This window comes from Bacillus sp. PK6-026, assembly GCF_054161455.1.
Window position 1 is genome coordinate 2,776,992 of sequence record NZ_CP096418.1, and the last position, 17,166, is coordinate 2,794,157.

Consider the following 17,166-nt stretch of genomic DNA (forward strand, 5'->3'; position numbering starts at 1 on the left):
TGTTAGCACTCGACACAACTGAGTGCTAATTGTATATCAAAATTACCAAACCAAAATCAAAATGTCAATTATAACTCACCCAGGAATGCTTGAAACACTTCATTCCCTAACAGTTTTCCATTATGTGTTAAAAATACGTTTTTGCTCGTGTTCACAATCAGCCCTGTTTCTTCCAGCGAACGGAGCACTTTCGGGAAGAGATCGTCAACAGTTCTTCCGTATTTTTGGAAAAAGTGTTCTTTGTCTACTCCCGCGGTTTTTCGAAGACCGAGAAACATTTCTTCTTCAATCTGTTCATTTTTTGTAACCCTGTGTTTTTCTTTATAAGGAAAACCTGACTGCTCAATCAGGTCGATATAATGTTTAACAGGGCCGGCATTTACCGTTCTTTTACCATTGATATAGCCGTGCGCGCCCGCGCCCAAACCGAAATACTCCTCATTGTTCCAATATGTGAGGTTATGTTTGCTCTCATATCCTTTTTTGGCGTAGTTGCTGATTTCGTATTGGCCGATGCCCGCTTCTTCCATTTTCCGCATCACCAGTTCGTACATTTCTGCTTCCTGATCCTGCGGAGGCAGGTGAAGCCGGCCCTTTTTCATCAAGTTATAAAAAACGGTTTTCGGTTCGACGATCAGCGAATAGACCGAATAATGTTCAGCCCCGAGGGCAAGCGCCGTATCGAGCGATGAAGCGAAGTGGCCGATGGTTTGTCCTGGCAGACCGAACATCAGGTCAAGGCTGATATTATCGAACCCCGCGTTTCGCGCTCTTTCAAAGGAAACGAGTACGTCTTTTTGCTCGTGGACTCTGCCGATTTTTTTTAGCAGCTCGTCTTCAAACGTCTGTACGCCAAAGCTCAGCCTGTCTACACCGGCGGCTTTTAAAACCTCCAGCTTTTCAGCCGATAAATCGTCGGGATTTGCTTCCACTGCAAATTCGGCAAGGCTTTCGGACGGTTTCAAAACGCGATGAATGGAATCAAGAAGCCGCTCAAGCTGCGCTTCCGACAGCGATGTCGGCGTTCCTCCCCCGATAAAGATCGTTTTCAGCTCCGGATGTCCGGCCGCTTCCATTGAATTGGCCATTTCCTTCTCTAAAGAACGCAAATATTCATCAACAGGCTGAGATTGAATAAAAAACTTGTTGAAGTCGCAATAATGGCAAATGTGCTCGCAAAACGGAATATGGATATATGCTGCTTTCATTGTTTTCACCTTCTTTTACAGGAAGAAGCCGCAGTGTGTTACGCTGCGGCAGCTCATGATTATGATTTCGGGCTGCTGTCGTCCATTTTCAGGACTGCCATAAAGGCTTCCTGCGGAACTTCGACAGAGCCGACCTGTTTCATTCTTCGCTTTCCTTCCTTTTGCTTTTCGAGCAGTTTGCGTTTTCTGGAAATATCCCCGCCGTAGCACTTCGCCAAAACGTTTTTGCGCATGGCTTTGATGGTTGAACGGGCGACAATTTTTGTGCCGATGGCTGCCTGGACAGGCACTTCAAACTGCTGGCGCGGAATGAGTTCCTTCAGCTTTTCGACAATAACTTTTCCCCGTTCATACGCATAATCGCGGTGAACGATAAAGGAAAGGGCATCGATTTTTTCGCCGTTCAGCATAATATCCATTTTCACGAGCTTGGACGGTTTATATCCGATGAGTTCGTAATCAAATGACGCATAGCCTTTCGTATTTGATTTAAGCTGATCGAAAAACTCGTAGACGATTTCCGCAAGCGGAATTTCGTAGACAATGCTGACGCGGTTCGCATCAAGGTACTGCATATCGATAAACTGGCCGCGCTTGCCCTGGCACAGTTCCATGACCGCTCCGACAAAATCGTTCGGCACCATCATCGTCGCTTTGACGAACGGTTCTTCCACCCGGTCGATCTTCTGCGGATCAGGCATATTTGACGGGTTATCGACAACGATTTTTTCTCCGTCTGTCATGTACACGTCATAGATAACGCTCGGAGCCGTCGTAATCAAATCGATGTTGAATTCGCGTTCAATCCGCTCCTGAATAATTTCCATGTGGAGCATCCCCAGGAAACCACAGCGGAAGCCGAATCCGAGAGCCTGGGACGTTTCCGCCTCATACTGAAGGGCTGAATCGTTCAGCTCAAGTTTTTCAAGCGCTTCCCGCAAGTCGTTGTATTTCGCTGTATCAATCGGATACAGACCGCAATAGACCATCGGATTCAGTTTTCTGTAGCCTGGCAGGGCTTCGGGCGCTGGGTTTTCCGCACTTGTAATCGTATCCCCTACACGAGTGTCTCCGACGTTTTTGATTGCGGCCGTCAGGAATCCGACGTCGCCGACAGTCAGTTCGTCAACCGGAACGGCCTTCGGTGTGAAAACGCCGACTTCAGTGACTTCAAATTCTTTTCCGGTCGCCATCATCTTGATTTTTTGACCGGCTTTTACGGTACCTTGGACGACTCTGATATAGGCGACGACCCCGCGGTATGCATCATACAGAGAGTCAAAGATCAACGCTTGAAGCGGCGCTTCCGGATCTCCGCTTGGTGCGGGAACCTTTTCAACGATCTGCTCCAATATTTCTTCAATTCCGATGCCTGCTTTTGCTGAAGCAAGGACGGCTTCTGAAGCGTCAAGACCGATGACATCCTCGACTTCCTGGCGGACGCGTTCGGGTTCTGCGCTCGGAAGGTCAATCTTATTAATGACCGGCAGGATTTCAAGGTCGTTATCAAGCGCAAGGTAAACGTTTGCCAGCGTTTGCGCCTCGATTCCCTGTGCGGCGTCGACGACGAGAATCGCGCCTTCGCATGCGGCAAGGCTTCTCGAAACCTCATACGTAAAATCGACGTGTCCCGGGGTATCGATCAGATGAAAAATATATTCCTCTCCGTCCTTTGCCTGATATTTCAGCTGTACGGAGTTCAGTTTAATGGTGATTCCTCTTTCACGTTCCAAATCCATCGAGTCGAGGAGCTGTTCTTTCATTTCCCTTTGAGTGATTGCCGCCGTCTTTTCCAGGATTCGATCCGCAAGCGTTGACTTGCCGTGATCGATATGGGCGATAATAGAGAAATTTCGGATTCTCGACTGCCTTTGTAATCGTTTTTCTTTATCTGTCACACTAATCACTCCTACTATGAAACGCAATATGCGCTAGCTTAGATTATATCAATAGGGTTGTGAAGATTCAATGCTAAGTCACATATGCTTTCTAAACCCGAAAAAGAAAAAACGAGTCCTGCATCCGACTCGTTTTTTCTTTTACTTATTCCGTTTTTTCCTTTATCCAGTCATACAATGAACGGGCTGTGTTTGTGACCGAATCGGCCAGGGCGCGGCCGGCCGAGGAAAAGAGGTTGAAAGCTTCCAGCTGTTCCAGCTCTTTTTGTTTTTCCTCCAAATCGATTTGATGGCCGAGGACTGACGCCTCCTTCGCATCCCCTTCAGATATGCTGAGCGCCGCTTTTAAATCAGGGTCCTGATACCCTTTCATTTCAATCATTCCGTTGTTCGCCTGCTGCATGCCGAGAAGGACGCCGAAAAACATGACACAGCAAGCCAATATGCATTTCCCCATAAAAGAAGCCACTTCCATCACCTGTCCTATTGTTTTTTCTTATCGTCTTCACCGGTGTCTGCATCAACTTTTTCAGCATTCCAGTACATCTCGCTGAATACATCCGCCATCGCTTCTGCAGCCCGCTCCAGCTCTTCGCGGTTATTATCTACGCCGCCAAATTCGATTAAGACGGATCTTTCGTTTAAATCTTGATTATATATGCCATTATCCCCGGCAGCTCCCTTAGATATAACACCGCGGCTCAAACCGGGATATTTTTTTTCCAGCCGTTCATGCAGTTCTTTTGCCAGTTTTAAGTTCGATTCGAAATTAGAGCTCTTCTTGCCGAGCACAAATGCAACACGTGCATAGCTTTTTCCTTTGACAGTTGCGGTTGTCGCTTTCTTCCGCTGCGAATCCCTGTGAATATCGATAAAATACTGCAAATCTTTGTTTTGAGCCATCGCCTCTTTAACGACCGGCCTTGATTCATCATAGGAACGGGCATAAGCCCAGCCTTTTTTCCGCAAGTTCGCCTGAAAGTCAGTTTTATCCACCATTGCCCCGACCCCCTGCGACTTCATCGCATTTGCGAGCATATCGCTGACAAGCGTCACATTTGCTTTCGAATGAAGCGCCCGATCAGGTACCGTCTCCCCTTTTAAAAAGGGAAGATACGACTCCGTATTGTGCGTATTGTAGATAAATACGACTTTTCGGCCGCCCGTCGATTGCTCAGGAGGTTTTTCCTCCCCTGTTTGCTTTTTCTGTTTCCCTTCAAGCTCTGCAAGATTCGCTTCTCTCTCCTCTTTTAAAACCTCAGTCGGCGGCGGAGATTCTGACGGCATATTCGTGTAATCCGTCCCTTGCCCTGCAATAAGGATTTCCGAGTCAAAATGAGAGAAGCCCGGAAGCTCCCGACCGAGAAAACTTCGCGGATCTTTTAAATTAATGCTGGTCGCCAGTTTCAAGACGATCGGAGAAAGTTCAAAGCGTTTATTCGGTTCCGGCAATTCTGATGCGAAGTAGTGGTTTTCCATTCCCAAAATGAGCCCAAAGGTCTCGCCCGCCAATTCATCGGTCACCCGGTACAACGATGAAGACGGCCTTAACTCAGGACGCAGCGATGTCAGCACGCCTGATAAAATAAAAACGAGCAGCAGGCTGACGATAAATAAGAATACTGTCTTAATCGCACTTCTTCCATTTACAGCCAGCACAAACTGACGATTCCTGCCTCTTTTTCTCATCGCAAATCCCTCCAGAGCTTGTCTAGTAAATAGACTATGTACAAGATAGAGGAAGTAGAACAAGTTCCGGCAATGCTATAAGCACGAAAAAAAGCGGCCTGGTCAGCCGCCTTAATCTTAGTGGTTATACATTCCTTTATTGTCTTGCGAGACATTTTCATGAAGCGCTGTGTTCAGACCGTTCGCAATCACATTTGCCATATCATCGATAAAGGTATCGACCTCTTTTGGGGTTACCATTAAGTTATGGCCGAGCGGAGCGAGGACTTCATGGATCAGCTGCCTTTTTTCATCCTCTGCGAGGCCTCCGACTATACCGAGAAACGATTTGCGGTGCTCCTCATCGGGAAGGTCTTCTTCGGTGAGGACCTTTCTTTTCCCAAAGCTCATCCCCGCGGGAACGAGCGACCTGGACGGACTGTCATCTCTCATCTCTCTTCCAAAATGCTTCAGCATATAATCAATCGTATCACTCGTGATCGTGACGGCATCGACCACCGTCGGAACACCGATGGCGATGACCGGAATGCCAAGCGTTTCCTCGCTTAATTCTTTTCTTTTATTCCCTACCCCAGATCCGGGGTGTATCCCGCTGTCTGAAATTTGAATGGTAGAATTCACACGCTCGATCCCTCTTGAGGCCAGCGCATCGATGGCAATGACAAAGTCGGGCTTTGAGCGATCGATTACCCCTTGGATAATATCGCTCGTTTCAATGCCGGTCAAGCCCATGACTCCAGGGGAAAGCGCGCTCACTGGACGGTAGCCATGCTCTACATTTTCGGGCTGCAGCTGAAAAAGGTGCCTCGTCACGAGAAGGTTCTCCGTTACTAGGGGGCCGAGTGAGTCGGGCGTGACATTCCAGTTGCCAAGCCCTACAATTAAGCAGCTGGCATCCCGCGGAATGTTCAAATAATCGAGAAATGCGGAAAATTCCTTCGCAAACACATTGACGACTTTTTCCTGCAAGACGGAATCCTGCTGTCTGATCCCTTGTGTTTCAAAGGTTAAATAGCGGCCGGCTTTTTTCCCCGACAGCTTCGCTCCTTCTTCATCAATGTCCATCGTCTGAATTTTGATCCCGTCTTTTTCGTATTCTTTGACTGTAAACCCTTTCAGCTCTTTCTTTGGAGAAGCTTCCTTTTCCTCTGCCAGATCCCTCGCTTCCACGGCTAAGTCTGTCCGGACTGCATATTGACTTAAATCAAGCTTCTTTTTCTCCATATTTGCATTCCCTCCAAAAACATAACTGGTGTTAGTGTGCCCACAAGGTCTGTGAACATTCCCCCGAAGCGGAGCTTTCAAACAAAAATACTTTACATTTATATTGCAATCTAAGGGTGTGTTTGATAGAATACAATTTGTTCTATTGTTGAGATCTAACCTATAGAAAAGGAACAGAGGTTATGTCTTAGGAGGTGAAACACATTGCCAAACATTAAATCAGCGATCAAACGCACAAAAACAAACAACGAGCGCCGCGCGCACAACGCAACTATCAAATCTTCAATGCGCACTGCTATGAAACAAGTTGAAACTTTCGTAAGCAACAACGAAGCAGACAAAGCGAAAGCAGCTCTTTCTGCAGCAGCAAAGAAAATCGATAAAGCAGCTAAAAAAGGTCTTGTCCACAAAAACACCGCAGCTCGTTACAAATCAAACCTAGCGAAAAAAGTGAACGGACTTTCTGCATAATAGAAAGCTTGGCCATGCCAAGCTTTTTTGCTTGCCTTCATAAAAAACGGCTCTCTTAAATGAGAAGCCGTCAGACCACCGATAAATCGTAAAAAACGCGCGGTCAGCTGGCGGAAGAAAATCAACATGACAATGTGCGCGATGCGCTGCATTGCAAAAATATACGGTCAATCCAGCCATAAGGTAGGCTCTGCAGAAAAGGGAATGCTTGCTGATCTCATCCTCTGAGGTCCGGCCTTTTTTTGTCGTCAAGCCTGAACCCCGTCCGTGCCGAAGCGAAATATTCGCGGATTGAGTAAACTGGACATGAAATGAAATAGCGTATAAGACTTATCAGGGGGAGAGCTTCCCTTCCACCTGTCAGCTATGTTCACTCGCACGACGCTATTTTTTGTGCTAAATATTGTTGATTTTTATACAAAATGAGGGAACTTCCAAAAAGGAAATTCCCTTGCTATGTACAAGTTTAATTATTCCGGTGTTTAACTTTTAAATGATAATCCATTTTCCTTCAAAGCAACCCGCAATTTAGGTAAAGACGCTGGTCCCATACCGTGAAATTTCAAAATCTCTTTTTCGCTGTATTTTGACAGATCCTGCAAAGAAGTTATTCCATTGTGTTCCAAAGCTCTTCTGGCTGGCGCAGAGAGCAATGAAAGAAATCCGTTGTCAGGTTTGCGCTGTTGCTCACAAATCGGGCAAACAGGACAATCACTGCTTTTATCATACTGGTGTCCTTTGCTGCAAGTCCTTAAATTCTTTGTCATTTCATTTCTCCTTTTCCGCACATTTTCAATGTTTCCGATTTTATCTTTTCTTTTTTGCAATCGTGCCCCTTTGCTATGTTTGGCATCTGATGTTCATATTCAGGATACACCGAAACTCGTTAAACTATCTTCTGGAAAAAGAAAGGCTGCGAAATCGTCGGTTTCAGAAATCGAAGCTCCAACTGGTTCCTGGATCGTCATAGCGGTTTAGTAAGGATGGTTTTACTTATAACCTGTGAGTAACTGGAGCAGGCATCAAAGCGAAAAACGAAAGAAAGGGAAGCGTCCCAAAAACAATGATCCGGGCTGAAGCGAAAAATAGACACAAATCATGAAAGTCCCCATTGATGCAAAGACTTTTAGGTCAAACTCATTTCTCTTCTTCACTCAATTGCTTGACAAAGTCGAGATGTTTATATCCCCAGCTGCACATATCGGTCAACACCGGCGCCAACGTTTTTCCGTGCCCGGTTAAACTATATTCGACCTTCGGAGGGATTTCCTGATAAACTTGCCGTTTGACGAGACCATCATGTTCGAGCTCCCGAAGCTGGTTGGTCAGCATCCCCTGTGTAACTCCAGGGAGCATCCGTCTTAGTTCTCCGAAGCGTTTGGTGCCTTCATGAAGTAATACGAACAGGATCAGCGGCTTCCATTTTCCTCCTATGGCCGCCAAAGTTATGATGATACCTTCCGTCGTCTTCATTTCCCGTACTTTTGACTTCATCTTTGTCAACTCCCGATTCGGTATTCGTGATATCAGTTACGTTACCATATCATTCTGATTCGCGGTAGTACTCTTATTTTACATACATAGTACGGTTTACCGGACTACCATAAACAAGTTCTTTCACCGCAATAGTACGGTTTAAAGGTCTATGTACGAAAAAAAAGCGTACTTTGCAATGCCAAAAATATTCGTAATAATTGGGACGAAGAAAGGTTCAAGAAAAACAACAAACGGTAGAGGAAGATGTTTATGAAAATAATGGTAATTGCAGCACATCCAAATTTGAGGGAGTCCAAATGGAACAAGGCACTAATGAACGAATTGAAAAATCATCCTGATATCTTTATTCGTGATCTGTATCAGGAGTATCAAAATTGGAGTATCGATGTTGAAAAAGAACAGCAATTATTACTTGAATATGACCGGATCGTTCTTCAGTTCCCATTTTATTGGTTCAGCTGTCCGCCTCTTTTGAAAAAATGGTTTGATGATGTGCTGACATACGGCTGGGCGCACGGCCCCGGAGGCGAAAACTTGAAAGGCAAAGAATTCATGATTGCTACGACAACAGGCGGAGCGGAAGAAGAATATCGCGTTGGGGGCCGCAATATGTTCACTGTAGAAGAGTATTTACGGCCGATTGAGGGTACTATTATCCGATGTCATGGCACGTTTCTTCCGGCTTTTACATCCCACAATCCTCATGACAATATCCTCAAAAACGAAGCGAAGCGATATGCAAAGCATGTTTTATCACCTAAGGAAGGATGAAGCTTGCCGATTATGAGGGGAAACGGAAAAAGAAATAAGAACAACTGAAAAGGCTGTCGAGATTTTCTCGACAGCCTAACGGCTCTCTTAAAATTAGAGAGCCGTTTTTTCAATCGGACTGCAAAAGCTTGAGCAAAAACAGCTCAAGCAGGAGCTGCTTGTCTTTTTTGCCTGTCTTCATTTCATAATCCATAACGGCGAGATGCTCGATGATGCTTTTCAGCTCTTCTTCAGAAAACAGCCTCGCCTGGTCGATCGCGAGCTTCACCCTGAACGGGTGAACTTTGAGGTTTGAGGCGATTTGCTTTTGCCCGTACCCCTGCTGCGAAAAGTATTTCGTCTGCATCAAAAGCCTGAACTGGTTTGCGATCAGCGCCATCATTTTGATCGGTTCTTCATTTTGCTTTAACAGATCATAGAAAATCTGCAGCGCTTCTGTACGCTTCCGGTTCACAACCTTGTTGATCAATTCAAAAATATTCTGCTCGAGACCTCTGGCAACGAGCTTTTTGACGTCCTCAAGTGTGATCGAATCCCGATCACCAATATATGTACTAAGCTTTTTCACCTCTTGGGCAATGGCCGACAGGCTGGCATTACACAGGATGACAAGCTCCTCCGCCGCTTCTCGTTCTATGAGCTTCCCCTCTGATTTTGCAAGCCCAGTGATAAAATCAGCCGTTTCCCGGCCGTTCAGTTCTTTTGCTTCAACCATATGGGCGTGTTTTTTCAAGAGCTTGGTCAGCTTTTTCCTCTCATCAAGCTTTTCATAAGGAGCGAGCAGCACAAAAACGGAATAAGGCGCCGGCTGCGCAATATAATCCTCCAGGCTCCCGAGGTTATGCTCCGTTTTATCTTTCTTTTTTTCAGCTGTTAAAAAAGACGGGTTTTTCGCAACAACAAGACGCTTATCCCCCATAAACGGAAAAGTTTCAGCATCTTCAACAGCAAGGTCCAATGCCTCTTCTTCCAGATCAAATACGGAAAGGTTGAAATCCTTCGTCTCTTCGTCAACAACGGCTTGTCTGATCCTTTGAACCGTCTCCTGCAGAAGATACGTCTCTTTCCCGTATAAACAATAAACAGGATGAATATCGCCTTTTTTTAAGCTTTTCCAAATATCAAATACCGTCATCTGCACTTTCCCCTCTTTCATCCTTCCTTTCTATCCTAAAGCGTGTTTTGCAATTAGTAAAGAGAGAAGCGGAGTCACCCGCTCTCTCATTTATAATAAACGCCTTCCATAAACCCCCGGGTCAGTTTATAGAAGACGATGTTCATAAATTTTAGAAAACGGTTGCATGAAGCTCCTAGATTTTTGCAAAGAATTGAATTATACTGGATATCAATAGGAGGGGTAAATTGTGAATGAATTTGAAAAAGACGTGCAAAGCAAACGTAACGATCTTGTAGATTCAGGTGTCGGTTTTATCGTGTCTTTTGGCTTTTTCGCTACAATGTTTATTATCGCTACTGTTATACATCTGGCCGCTTAATCAAGCCAAGTCATGGACACCGCTTTACTCTCCGTCAGGCAAGCGGCTTTTTGACGGCTGCTGTTTTTCAGCAGTCTTTTTTTCTTGCGAGGAATGTACTTTATCATATGGGGGATGAAGTAAAAACGTTCCGTTTCCGCCTCGAAATAGGTACTGAATCGAACCGTGCTGATCCGTTCTGAATACTTTCACATGGTGGCGGTTTAAGATATCCAGCACTTCCCCGTGGGGATGGCCGTAGCGGTTGTGCTCTCCCGCCGAAATGATGGCTGCTTTCGGCTCAATTTGCTTAATCAGATCTTCCCCCGTAGAACCTTTGCTTCCATGGTGACCGACTTTCAGAATATCCGCTTTAAGATTCGGATACACTTTCATCATCTCATTTTCACCTTCCTTCTCCAAATCGCCCGTTAACAGCCACGAAAATTCGCCAGCTTTCAGCCACAACACGAGGGAACCGTTGTTTTTGCTGTTTTTGTCCGCCTCTTTCGGTGAAAGAACATAAAATTCAAGATTGCCAATATGAAGGATGTCACCTCTTTTGGCTACATGCACCTTGACGCCTTCTTTCAAGGCAAGGCGAAGCAGCTTTTCATCAGACGGTTCGGCTGCGAAGCCTTTCGGCACGATCAATTGCTTGACTTTATGTTTTTGGATCAGCACTTGAGCTTCACCAATATGATCCTGATCAGCATGAGTCAAAATTAAAGCATCGAGCTTCTTGACTCCTTTGGATGCCAGAAATGGCATTAATACGCTCTCTCCCAGGGAAAAATCCTTTTTCCGCTTTCTCCACTGCTCTTTCCGGAAGGATACGGTTCCTCCCGTATCAATGAAGACGGTGCCATTCTGACCGGGAGCGCTGACATACATGCTGTCACCTTGGCCGATATCAAGCATTGTGACCTCTCCTTCTCCTGCAAACTGAGGAAGACATACGTGAATAGCAAACACAGCGGCAAGGAAGCCGGACGAAATCATGACCGCACGAAACGACATCTCTTTTTCAAGAAACAGCAAAAACAGAAAAATAGCTGCGAAGTAGAAAAACAACAAAATATCCGGCGGTTTAACCGCAGAAAAAACGAAAATATCCGCGGCAGACACCGATTTAACAGCCTGATGGCTCCACACAAGCAGATGGTCCAGCACACAGGCTGCCGCCTCCCCGAGAGGACGAAAACATATGAAAGCCAACAGACTTCCGAAAGACAGCGGCATGATGATAAAAATATAGAGAGGTATGAAAAGCAGATTCATCACTGTGCTGAGAAATGAAAACTCTTGAAAATGGATGAGCAGGATCGGAAGGGAGGCGAGCTGAGCCAAAAATGACCCCAATAGCAGTTGAGAGATTCGGCTTTTCGGCTTGATCAATATTTCTTTTGAAAGAATGAAAACGAAGGATACGGCAAAAGAAAGCTGAAATCCGGCTTGAAATAGCAGATAAGGATGATACAACAGCAGTCCGAGGCAGGCGATGCTGATCACATCGGCGCTTTTGAAGTTCTTATTGGACAGTGATGCCAGCAGATAGATTTCAGACATGAGAACCGCCCTCACTACCGACGGGGCGCCTCCGGTCAAAACTGCCGCAACGGGCAGCCCGAAAACGAGCAGCCATTTGGCGCATTCTCTCGTCAAACCGAAGCGAATAAATACGTGGAACAGAGCGGCCGACAACAGACCGACATGAAGCCCGGAAATCGCTAAAAGGTGAATGATCCCGAGACGCTGATAGCCGTCCAGCACATCTTGTTCAATGAGAAACCGGTCCCCGAAAGTAAGCGCTCTTACAATACCGGCAGCCGGATTAGCCATATTTTCTTCTGTAAAATCAAGGCCCGCTTTTCGGATGTTCAATAGAAATGGCATAAGACCGCCGCCCGGCTTGCAGTTTTCAATGGACTGAACCGCAAATATCCAGTGAATCCCTTTTTGATACAAGGATTCTTTTTGATCAAAAGTTCCAGGAACCGTCTCTTTTTTCGGCGCTCTTAATTCACCTTGCATGACACAGAGGCTTCCCGGCTGAAGAGCGGAGAGCGCCCGTTTTTCTTGCGGAGACCGGATCGTATAGCCCGCTTTCAAAGCTTCCCCCTTATCTGTTTCGGCTGTGAATGAAAGCCGGTCTCCGTCTATTATGGGGATATCCCGAACAGAAGCAAACGTGTGAAATTTGCCTTCATGATAAATCGTTGTATTGAAATGGTCAATCATGTAAAAAGAGGTGAAATATAAAATACAAATCGCTGCACATATGATGAAAAGGAGTATTTGTTTCTTGAAGAAACAGAGGATAAAGAACAGAAAAAAACCGACGGCGAGGAAGAGATAAAGAGAAGAGTGAGCGGAGGCGATTCCGGCTGCCGCTGAAATCGCTCCGCACGGGAAGATGCGATGTCTGTCCATTGGATTACACGTAGCTTGTAAATAGTTTGTTAGCCTCTGCGTGTATTTTCCTGATTTCCTCTTCCTCAAGGCCTTTATCAGCCAGCTGTTTGATCAGATCGGCCACAAACGATAACTTTTCCTGGTTTTTCAAGTCGATAATCATCTCATCGAGCTCTACCTGCTCCACTTTAACAGAAGCCTGATCGAAAAGTTCAACCGCGTAAGGATGGTTTTTGTAATCTTTCGCATAGTATATCGTTTTAATACCTGCCTGAATGATCGATTTACAGCATTGAATGCACGGAAAATGCGTGACATATATTTCAGCGCCTTCGGTCGGAACGCCGAATTTTGCACACTGAAGAATCGCGTTCATCTCGGCGTGAATCGTTCTGATGCAATGCCCGTCCACCATATAGCAGCCTTCATCCGCACAGTGAACACCTCCGGCGATCGATCCGTTGTAGCCTCCTGCGATAATTCGTTTATCCCTGACAATCGTCGCCCCTACAGCAAGCCTTGTACACGTGCTGCGAAGCGCCAGCAAATGGCTTTGCGCCATAAAATATTGATCCCAAGAAATCCGTTCCACTTGTTTTCCCTCCAAAAATACGATGTCGACTTCCCTAAGTTTACATATGTTTATCCGCAAACGTCAATTTACTTTACCGTGATTGAAGATTTTATTCTTTCAAAAGACTTCTCTCCAATTCCAGAAACGTTTGTTATGTCTTCAATCGTCTGAAACATTCCGTTCTCCTCGCGGTATTCGACTACCGCTTCCGCTTTTGAAGGACCGATCCCGGGAATCGTCTGAAGCTCCTCAGAGGAAGCCGTATTAATATTGACGATATCACTTGAGCTGCCGTCTGCTCTTGAGTCCGCTTCCGAAAGAGAGCCAGCGGCCTCTTCCCCTTCAAATGGAATGTAAAGAACCATACCGTCCCGCAAAACGGCTGCCAGATTAATCTGCTTTTGGTCCGCTTTTTTCTCGGTGCCGCCTGCTTTTTTCAATGCATCGTGCACCCTGTCTCCCTCCTTCATTTGATAGACGCCCGGATTTTTCACAGCGCCTTTCAAATCGATGATAACCTCCTCTTCCCCCGCGTTTTTTTCCCGCTTCACCTCCTCTTTCTTGTCAAAAGTCTGTGCAGAAGCTTCTTCAGGAATGGAGAAGCCGGATGAAGTTTCACGCTTTCCGCTTAACAGCATGAAGGCAGCGCTGATGATCAAGACGAGTGCCACACCTCCCGCCGCATGCCATTTATATTGTTTTAGCCAATCTGTCAAACTGCTCACCTGCTTTCATACATATTTTGACTGAAGCCTTCATATCGTTTAAAAGATACAGGTTCAAAGGAGGGGAGAACGATTGAATATCGGCTTTATCGGGACAGGAAATATGGGGACCATTTTAATTGAGGCGTTGATTGAATCCAGAGCGGTCATTCCCTCATCTTTAACAATTACTAACCGAACGATCGACAAAGCGTTAAACTTAAAAAAACGATTCCCAGACATTCAGGTTGCAGAACGGCCGGAAGAAGTGATCACGGAAAGTGATGCCGTGTTTATCTGTGTAAAGCCGCTGGATATTTATCCTTTGCTAAAGCGGCTCTCACCCGTCTTCACCCGCGATCAGATTGTGGTCACCATTACGAGTCCGGTGCAGGTCGAACAGCTGGAAGCCATCGTCTCCTGCCAGGCGGCAAGGGTGATCCCGAGCATTACGAACAGAGCGTTGTCTGGCGTGTCATTATTGACTTTCGGAGAAAGCTGCACAGCTGAGGCAAAAGAAAAATTGACGGCTTTAGTGAGCAAGATCTCAATCCCTCTTGAAATCGAAAGCGGGATTACGAGGGTCGCCTCAGACATTGTCAGCTGCGGCCCCGCCTTTGTCAGTTATTTGGTTCAGGAGTTTATTCAGGCCGCTGTAGAAGAAACCTCCGTCTCAAAAGAAGACGCGATTTTAATGACGACAGAAATGCTGGTAGGTTTGGGAAGGCTGCTCGAAACAGGGCATTACACATTGCCCGCCCTGCAGGAAAAGGTGTGCGTTAAAGGCGGTGTAACCGGTGAGGGAATTAAGGCGCTGGAAAGCGGCGTTAAGGATATGTTCCGCCAGATGTTCCGGAACACCCATTTGAAGTATGAAGAAGATATCGCTCTAGTCAAGAAGCAATTTTCCGTTTGATTCATTGTTTCACGAACGCGCTGAGATTTTCAACAAAGGAAAAATACATTATGAAAAACCATCGTTACGATTAAACGATGGTTTTTGTTTTTTTCGCTGTATAAAAATGACGTTCCGACTCTGCGCCAGGCTCCAATTTTGAAAAATCGGCAGTCACGCACTGCACCTCAAATCCGGCTTGCCGCAATAAGCTGATATACTTTTCCGTCTGGAAAGTCCGCTGTTCATGCGATTCATCAAACCTTTCGTATACGCCTCCGCTTTCTACGAAGAAGGTCAAATCGTGAACAGCTGAATGAGGCTCATCCCCCGCATAGCTTTGCCAAATGACGCTGACTTCTTCATCCTGATCGGCATACGTACTTCCCGGAAAAATGACATCCATTTTGTAAATGGAATGAACATCAAACAGAAGAAGCCCGCCTTCTTTTAATAGAGAAAAAACGTTTTTAAAAGTATTGAAAACGTCTTTTTCGCTCTTTAGATAATTCAGCGAGTCACAGCAGATCACAACCGCGTCAAACTCTTGCCCATGTCCGGCAAGCTCGCGCATATCCTGCTGAAAGAACTGAATATCGAGCTGCCGAACGGCTGCTTTGTACTGAGCCTGTGCAAGCATATCTTCGCTTATATCGATTCCTGTGACAGCGTAGCATTTTTCAGCCAAGCGGACCGATATTTCACCAGTTCCGCACGCCAGATCAAGTATCCGTATACGTTCTTTCTGCTGTGCACCGATCGTTTTTTCAATCCAGCTGACCCACTCATCGTAAGGAGCGTGAGACATCAGCTTGTCATAAATACCGGAAAATCCTTTATAAATCATTCATTAACTCCGAACGAAAGGTCTTCAGTCGGCGCGTCTCCCCACAGCTTTTCAAGGTTGTAATAGCCTCGTTCCTCTTTGTGGAAAACGTGGACAACGACATCGCCCAAATCGATCAAAACCCATCTGGCTTCGTCAAAGCCCTCCATTTTCTTCACATTGATTCCATTTTCTTCAGCCTGATCCTTAATTTCCCGGGCAATGGCCTGAACCTGTTTGTCAGAATTCCCATGGCAAATCAGAAAATAATCAGCCACAAGCGAAATCCCCTGCATATTCAAGGCGATCATATCTTCCGCCCGTTTATCATCGCAGGCCTCTGCGGCAATTTTTAAAATTGAAGCTTGATCCATTCAGCAATTCCTCCTAGTGTCTATCGTTTACTAAAGCATTATATGTGGCGACCGTTTCCGGATAAACGGCCTGATTTTTTGAAATTAAAAATGTCATCGTATTTTTCAACGCCTGGATAAGCGCCAAATCCAAATCTTCCTCAGCGAGAGTCCGAACCTCTTCAACCCCTGGAAAACGGCGGCCCGGCTCGATATAATCCGCTACATAAATCACTTTCTCAAGAAGCGTCATATTCGGCCTCCCAGATGTATGGAATCGAATGGCTGACAGGATGTCTTCATCCGTAATTCCAACCTCTGTTTTGACAAGCGCTGCTCCTGCCGGCGCATGCCAAAGTTCATGATGAAAATCGAGCACTTCAAGCGGCCCGCCCCCGTTGAGGATGATTTGTTTCATTTCCTCTTTCGGGCGAAATTTGGCATAGTCATGAAATATCGCGGCGATTTCGGCTTTTTTCACATCTGCGCCAAACCGTTCGGCAAGTTTGACAGCCGTCTCCATTACACCGACCGTATGGATGTAGCGCTGTTCTGTCAGCTGTTCTTGCACGCAGGCTAAGGCTTCCTCACGTTTCATATAGATGATTCTCCTTCACATAGACCTTCACTTCGTCAGGGATTAAATAATCTGTCGGCTGCTGATTTTTAATGCGGTCCCTAAGTAAAGATGATGATACTTCAAAAATAGGCACTTCGACAAAAACGAGCGGATACGGCGTCTCAATTTGAAAGCCGGGCCGTTTCACCCCGACAAATTGAATCATGTTGACAAGCTTGTCAATGTTTGACCATTTCGGCAGGTATTCCACCATATCCGCGCCGATAATAAAGTAAAACTTATCGTTTGGATATCGGTCTTTCAGCAGGCGAACGGTATCAAATGTATAAGAAGGGCCTTCCCTTTCGAGTTCGATCGTCTCCAATTTAAATTGCTCTTTCCCCGATATGGCGAGCTTCAGCATTTCCGCCCTGTGCATACTTAGCGAAAACGAGTTTTTTTGTTTATGCGGCGGAATTTGGTTGGGCATGAACCAAATTTCATCAAGATCCAGTTTATACAGGACTTCATTTGCCATTAATAAATGCCCGTTGTGCGGAGGATCAAATGTCCCTCCAAAAATCCCGATTTTCCTCATGATTACCAC

General features: G+C 45.8%; 19 protein-coding genes. 4 read left to right on the forward strand and 15 right to left on the reverse strand.

From position 1 onward, the window contains the following. Positions 1-68: 68 nt before the first annotated feature. The 5 genes from hemW to gpr all read right to left on the reverse strand — a co-directional run bounded on the left by hemW (position 69) and on the right by gpr (position 6,019). Positions 69-1,208 (reverse strand): radical SAM family heme chaperone HemW, encoded by a 1,140-nt coding sequence (gene hemW / locus M1D59_RS14110; protein WP_411202581.1) that lies wholly within the window; start codon positions 1,206-1,208, stop codon positions 69-71. A 59-nt stretch (positions 1,209-1,267) separates the two neighbouring features. Further along, positions 1,268-3,106 carry a translation elongation factor 4 gene (gene lepA, locus M1D59_RS14115; RefSeq protein ID WP_020452263.1) on the reverse strand — a complete coding sequence of 613 codons (1,839 nt, stop codon included), beginning with the start codon at positions 3,104-3,106 and terminating at the stop codon, positions 1,268-1,270. A 145-nt stretch (positions 3,107-3,251) separates the two neighbouring features. After that, complete coding sequence (locus tag M1D59_RS14120) at positions 3,252-3,575, reverse strand: YqxA family protein (RefSeq protein WP_023855247.1); 324 nt, start codon at positions 3,573-3,575, stop codon at positions 3,252-3,254. Positions 3,576-3,589: 14 nt separating this feature from the next. Further along, positions 3,590-4,795 (reverse strand): stage II sporulation protein P, encoded by a 1,206-nt coding sequence (gene spoIIP, locus M1D59_RS14125; protein WP_020452265.1) that lies wholly within the window; start codon positions 4,793-4,795, stop codon positions 3,590-3,592. A gap of 117 nt (positions 4,796-4,912) precedes the next feature. Next, the gene (gene gpr, locus M1D59_RS14130) at positions 4,913-6,019 is read right to left on the reverse strand and encodes a GPR endopeptidase (protein ID WP_039072854.1); all 1,107 of its coding nucleotides are present in this window, start codon (positions 6,017-6,019) and stop codon (positions 4,913-4,915) included. A gap of 204 nt (positions 6,020-6,223) precedes the next feature. On the opposite strand from gpr, the gene rpsT reads away from it, so the two are divergent. Further along, entirely contained in the window at positions 6,224-6,490 is a 267-nt protein-coding gene (gene rpsT, locus M1D59_RS14135; protein ID WP_020452267.1) for a 30S ribosomal protein S20, read from the forward strand. Between the two features lie 482 nt (positions 6,491-6,972). On the opposite strand, the gene M1D59_RS14140 is transcribed toward rpsT, so the two are convergent. After that, on the reverse strand, positions 6,973-7,257 hold the full coding sequence (locus M1D59_RS14140; protein ID WP_025811131.1) for an RNA polymerase alpha subunit C-terminal domain-containing protein: 285 nt from the start codon (positions 7,255-7,257) through the stop codon (positions 6,973-6,975). A gap of 370 nt (positions 7,258-7,627) precedes the next feature. Then, positions 7,628-7,984, reverse strand: a complete 357-nt coding sequence (locus M1D59_RS14145) for a winged helix-turn-helix transcriptional regulator (RefSeq protein ID WP_023855250.1) — start codon at positions 7,982-7,984, stop codon at positions 7,628-7,630. Between the two features lie 252 nt (positions 7,985-8,236). Between M1D59_RS14145 and M1D59_RS14150 the strand changes: the two genes are divergently transcribed. Continuing rightward, positions 8,237-8,758: an NAD(P)H-dependent oxidoreductase gene (locus tag M1D59_RS14150; RefSeq protein WP_025811130.1), complete on the forward strand. Its 522-nt coding sequence runs from the start codon at positions 8,237-8,239 to the stop codon at positions 8,756-8,758. A 109-nt stretch (positions 8,759-8,867) separates the two neighbouring features. Here M1D59_RS14150 and holA read toward each other — a convergent pair whose 3' ends face one another. After that, entirely contained in the window at positions 8,868-9,893 is a 1,026-nt protein-coding gene (gene holA / locus M1D59_RS14155) for a DNA polymerase III subunit delta (RefSeq protein ID WP_023855252.1), read from the reverse strand. A 229-nt stretch (positions 9,894-10,122) separates the two neighbouring features. Here holA and M1D59_RS14160 point away from each other — a divergent pair, with 229 nt between their 5' ends. Then, complete coding sequence (locus M1D59_RS14160; RefSeq protein ID WP_003183686.1) at positions 10,123-10,254, forward strand: YqzM family protein; 132 nt, start codon at positions 10,123-10,125, stop codon at positions 10,252-10,254. 24 nt (positions 10,255-10,278) lie between these two features. Here M1D59_RS14160 and M1D59_RS14165 read toward each other — a convergent pair whose 3' ends face one another. The 3 genes from M1D59_RS14165 to M1D59_RS14175 all read right to left on the reverse strand — a co-directional run bounded on the left by M1D59_RS14165 (position 10,279) and on the right by M1D59_RS14175 (position 13,938). Continuing rightward, complete coding sequence (locus M1D59_RS14165) at positions 10,279-12,666, reverse strand: DNA internalization-related competence protein ComEC/Rec2 (protein WP_224067294.1); 2,388 nt, start codon at positions 12,664-12,666, stop codon at positions 10,279-10,281. Between the two features lie 4 nt (positions 12,667-12,670). Continuing rightward, on the reverse strand, positions 12,671-13,240 hold the full coding sequence (locus M1D59_RS14170; RefSeq protein ID WP_020452273.1) for a ComE operon protein 2: 570 nt from the start codon (positions 13,238-13,240) through the stop codon (positions 12,671-12,673). Positions 13,241-13,308: 68 nt separating this feature from the next. Continuing rightward, a complete protein-coding gene (locus M1D59_RS14175; RefSeq protein WP_096748238.1) occupies positions 13,309-13,938 on the reverse strand; it encodes a helix-hairpin-helix domain-containing protein in 630 nt (209 codons plus the stop codon). 82 nt (positions 13,939-14,020) lie between these two features. Here M1D59_RS14175 and comER point away from each other — a divergent pair, with 82 nt between their 5' ends. Further along, the gene (gene comER / locus M1D59_RS14180; protein WP_229128976.1) at positions 14,021-14,842 is read left to right on the forward strand and encodes a late competence protein ComER; all 822 of its coding nucleotides are present in this window, start codon (positions 14,021-14,023) and stop codon (positions 14,840-14,842) included. A 70-nt stretch (positions 14,843-14,912) separates the two neighbouring features. On the opposite strand, the gene M1D59_RS14185 is transcribed toward comER, so the two are convergent. Genes M1D59_RS14185 through M1D59_RS14200 form a run of 4 tightly spaced genes read right to left on the reverse strand, consistent with a single transcriptional unit; the run spans position 14,913 to position 17,157 of the window. Next, positions 14,913-15,668 (reverse strand): class I SAM-dependent DNA methyltransferase, encoded by a 756-nt coding sequence (locus M1D59_RS14185; protein ID WP_224067295.1) that lies wholly within the window; start codon positions 15,666-15,668, stop codon positions 14,913-14,915. After that, a complete protein-coding gene (rsfS, locus tag M1D59_RS14190; RefSeq protein WP_023855256.1) occupies positions 15,665-16,021 on the reverse strand; it encodes a ribosome silencing factor in 357 nt (118 codons plus the stop codon). The genes M1D59_RS14185 and rsfS overlap by 4 nt, the downstream gene beginning before the upstream one ends. Before the next feature lie 13 nt (positions 16,022-16,034). Then, the gene (gene yqeK / locus M1D59_RS14195; protein ID WP_026579268.1) at positions 16,035-16,598 is read right to left on the reverse strand and encodes a bis(5'-nucleosyl)-tetraphosphatase (symmetrical) YqeK; all 564 of its coding nucleotides are present in this window, start codon (positions 16,596-16,598) and stop codon (positions 16,035-16,037) included. After that, complete coding sequence (locus M1D59_RS14200; RefSeq protein WP_224067296.1) at positions 16,588-17,157, reverse strand: nicotinate-nucleotide adenylyltransferase; 570 nt, start codon at positions 17,155-17,157, stop codon at positions 16,588-16,590. The genes yqeK and M1D59_RS14200 overlap by 11 nt, the downstream gene beginning before the upstream one ends. Positions 17,158-17,166 lie beyond the last annotated feature (9 nt).

Bases quoted from the DNA above. Each gene is read 5' to 3' on its own strand.
- hemW (WP_411202581.1), bottom strand. From the start codon at position 1,208: ATGAAAGCAGCATATATCCATATTCCGTTTTGCGAGCACATTTGCCAT.
- spoIIP (WP_020452265.1), bottom strand. From the start codon at position 4,795: ATGAGAAAAAGAGGCAGGAATCGTCAGTTTGTGCTGGCTGTAAATGGA.
- gpr (WP_039072854.1), bottom strand. From the start codon at position 6,019: ATGGAGAAAAAGAAGCTTGATTTAAGTCAATATGCAGTCCGGACAGAC.
- M1D59_RS14140 (WP_025811131.1), bottom strand. From the start codon at position 7,257: ATGACAAAGAATTTAAGGACTTGCAGCAAAGGACACCAGTATGATAAA.
- M1D59_RS14145 (WP_023855250.1), bottom strand. From the start codon at position 7,984: ATGAAGTCAAAAGTACGGGAAATGAAGACGACGGAAGGTATCATCATA.
- M1D59_RS14150 (WP_025811130.1), top strand. From the start codon at position 8,237: ATGAAAATAATGGTAATTGCAGCACATCCAAATTTGAGGGAGTCCAAA.
- holA (WP_023855252.1), bottom strand. From the start codon at position 9,893: ATGACGGTATTTGATATTTGGAAAAGCTTAAAAAAAGGCGATATTCAT.
- M1D59_RS14165 (WP_224067294.1), bottom strand. From the start codon at position 12,666: ATGGACAGACATCGCATCTTCCCGTGCGGAGCGATTTCAGCGGCAGCC.
- M1D59_RS14185 (WP_224067295.1), bottom strand. From the start codon at position 15,668: ATGATTTATAAAGGATTTTCCGGTATTTATGACAAGCTGATGTCTCAC.
- rsfS (WP_023855256.1), bottom strand. From the start codon at position 16,021: ATGGATCAAGCTTCAATTTTAAAAATTGCCGCAGAGGCCTGCGATGAT.
- yqeK (WP_026579268.1), bottom strand. From the start codon at position 16,598: ATGAAACGTGAGGAAGCCTTAGCCTGCGTGCAAGAACAGCTGACAGAA.
- M1D59_RS14200 (WP_224067296.1), bottom strand. From the start codon at position 17,157: ATGAGGAAAATCGGGATTTTTGGAGGGACATTTGATCCTCCGCACAAC.